The following is a 2,749-nucleotide window of genomic DNA, read 5'->3' as shown; positions in this document are numbered from 1 at the left end:
CTCGCGGCGGGCGGGGTTTCGACACGGGCGGCGGTGGGGACCTCGCCCACCGTCTCTCCGTGCTGGCTCAGGTCCAGGCCCTCTTCCTCCTGCTCGCGGGTGACGCGCAGGGGAACGATGCGGTCGACAATCTTGTAGAGGATCCACGAGCCCACGAAGGAGAAGACGGACACGACGCCGAGGGCCAGCAGGTGCATGAGGAAGGTGCGGGTGGTGCCGTGGATGAGGCCCACGTCCTTGGCGAGTACGCCAGTGAGCACCATGCCCACCACGCCGCCCAGGCCGTGGCAGGGGAAGACGTCCAGGGTGTCATCCAGGGCGGTGCGGCTCTTGAAGTGGACGGCGGCGTTGCTGACGAAGCTGGCGACGAGCCCCACGACGATGCTCTGGCCCACGGTGATGAAGCCCGCGGCGGGCGTGACGGCGACCAGGCCCACCACGGCGCCCACGCAGGCGCCCATGGCGCTGGGCTTGCGGCCGCGCAGCCAGTCGAAGGCGATCCACCCGAGCATGGCGGCGGCGGAGGCGGTGTTGGTGGTGGCGAAGGCGAGCGTGGCCAGCGAGGACGCGGACAGCGCGGAGCCGGCGTTGAAGCCGAACCAGCCGAACCACAGCATGCCCGTGCCGAGCATCACGAAGGGCACGTTGGCGGGAGCATGCGTGGCGTGCGTCAGGTGCACCTGACGGCGGCCCAGGACGAGCGCGCCGGCGAGCGCGGCGAAGCCGGCGGACATGTGCACGACGGTGCCGCCCGCGAAGTCGAGCACGCCCCACTGGCGCAGGAAGCCCTCGGGGTGCCACGTCCAGTGGGCGAGCGGCGCGTAGATGAAGATGCTGAAGAGCACCATGAAGAGCAGGTACGCCTTGAAGCGAACACGCTCCGCGAACGCGCCGGTGATGAGCGCCGGGGTGATGATGGCGAACTTGAGCTGGAAGAGCGCGAAGAGCAGCAGCGGCACGGTGGGCGCGAGGTCCGGGTGCGTCTCACCGCCCACGCCGCTGAACATGAAGAAGGTGCGCGGGTCCCCGATGAAGCCGTGGAAGCTGTCGCCGAAGCACAGGCTGAAGCCCACGACGACCCACAGCAGGCTGATGACCGCCATGGCGATGAAGCTCTGCATCAGGGTGGAGATGACGTTCTTCAGCCGCACCATGCCGCCGTAGAAGAACGACAGGCCGGGCGTCATCAGCAGCACCAGCGCCGTGGCGGTGAGCAGCCAGGCGGTGTCCGCGGCATTGATGGGACCGCCCTGCTTCACCTGCGCCGCCGGGGCCACCACGAGTCCCGCGACCGCCACGCCCACCAGCAGGACCATCGCCATCCACTTCTGCATCGACGCACCTCTCCCAAGAGCTGACGCGATGCAGTGTAGATACGACCTGGGCTAATTTCAATTCCGGCTGAGCTAGCTCGCCTGAAATTTAGCCTAAAGTGATGGACGGGAAACCCAAGGGGATGGGGCCGGAAGGTTTGTGGAGCAAGGGGCGGGGTGGGGTCCTGCTCACTCTTCCGGTTCATCCTCCATGCTCAGCTCCTCCATCAGGGGGGAGGCCAGGAGTGTGATCCGTCCTGGCAGTTGCACGACCAGGAAGCCCTTGCCGTCGATCCGGATGTGCATGCGGTGCTCGGCCTTGCCACTTTGGACCCAGGCATCGGCCTCGGCCCGCGTCGCGAAGTCCCGCTCGACCTTGGTCTTGAAGTTGGGGTCGAGGCGTTCCCGGAAATACGTCGCGAAGTCCTCGAGCTTGTCGCTGTACTGAACGTAGAGGAGGCAGAACGCTGCTGTCTGAAAGGCATTCCACTCCCGCGACCCCTCGGGGTGACGCTGACGCGCATCACTGAGGATCTCCAGTATCGCTTCGACATCGATCTCGTTCTCTTTGCTCACGGCCACACCCTTTCCCTCAGATGGGGCTGAGCACCAGCAAACCGGCTGGTGCCACGGCGAGCGTGAACGCCACACCCGCGACGACGACAACGGTTCCCAACGCCACCTCGGCTTTGTGCTCCCGGAGCCAATCCAGAGCGCTCGTCATGTTGTGAAACTGTAGCTCCCGTTTCGCGTCTTGCTGCTCCAGCGTCCTCTGCTCCTCGACGCACTTCATGAATTCCTTGAGGCATGTCGTGGTGCAGTACTCATGGTGCGCAGCGGAATGCTTCGGGATGGAACTCTCCCGTGGCTTTCGCCTCCAACACTTCTGGAAGCACTGCTTTTGCCACTCGCCGCAGTAGGCATCCGCGCCAGAGCCCCCCGTTCCAGGCCCTTCCGCGATCCCGACACCTCGCGCATCTTCGGAGACGACATAGGTCTTCCGCTCGGGTCGCTGGGCGTGACCACAGGCGGAGGCCATCAGCACCAGGGTGGTGAGGATGGCGACACCCAGTTGGAATCGCCCCTTCACGTGCCAGGCGCCTGAGTCCATGGAAGGCACTCCACCAACGAACCTCTGGCATCGGCAAGGGTGGCCAACCCCTCATCCCCACGACGGGTCTTCTATCCGTCACTCCTCGCGACCGCTGACAGTCGGTAGACGTGGCGGAGCAGAAACGGTTCGCCAGGACGACGCGTCAGCCTGCTGATGGAGAGGACCGCGCCTCTCCGCGTCAGCACCGTGCGCACTTCGACAGGCTGCTTGTTCTCCTCTCCCCTGCCCTCCGCCACCAGCGTCAGCTCCATCGCGGCACCTCCACCGCGACGCTCGATGATCTTCATCTCCTCCCGGTCCCCACCCTCCCCCGTGAAGAGCG

4 protein-coding genes are annotated in these 2,749 nt (G+C 65.8%); all 4 read right to left on the bottom strand.

Annotated elements, in window-relative coordinates; all coding sequences use genetic code 11:
* Positions 1-1,334 (bottom strand): ammonium transporter (locus D7V88_RS40460; protein ID WP_147449107.1); only part of this gene is annotated, 1,334 nt, incomplete at its 3' end.
* 168 nt (positions 1,335-1,502) lie between these two features.
* Complete coding sequence (locus tag D7V88_RS40455) at positions 1,503-1,889, bottom strand: hypothetical protein (protein ID WP_120545820.1); 387 nt, start codon at positions 1,887-1,889, stop codon at positions 1,503-1,505.
* A 16-nt stretch (positions 1,890-1,905) separates the two neighbouring features.
* Positions 1,906-2,424: a hypothetical protein gene (locus D7V88_RS40450; RefSeq protein WP_244238660.1), complete on the bottom strand. Its 519-nt coding sequence runs from the start codon at positions 2,422-2,424 to the stop codon at positions 1,906-1,908.
* Positions 2,425-2,495: 71 nt separating this feature from the next.
* On the bottom strand, positions 2,496-2,749 hold a 254-nt coding region (locus tag D7V88_RS43410; RefSeq protein ID WP_158625268.1), incomplete at its 5' end, for a hypothetical protein.

It is taken from the genome of Corallococcus terminator (genome assembly GCF_003611635.1).
Taxonomy (GTDB): Bacteria; Myxococcota; Myxococcia; order Myxococcales; family Myxococcaceae; genus Corallococcus; species Corallococcus terminator.
This window is presented reverse-complemented; position numbering and strand designations above follow the sequence as displayed.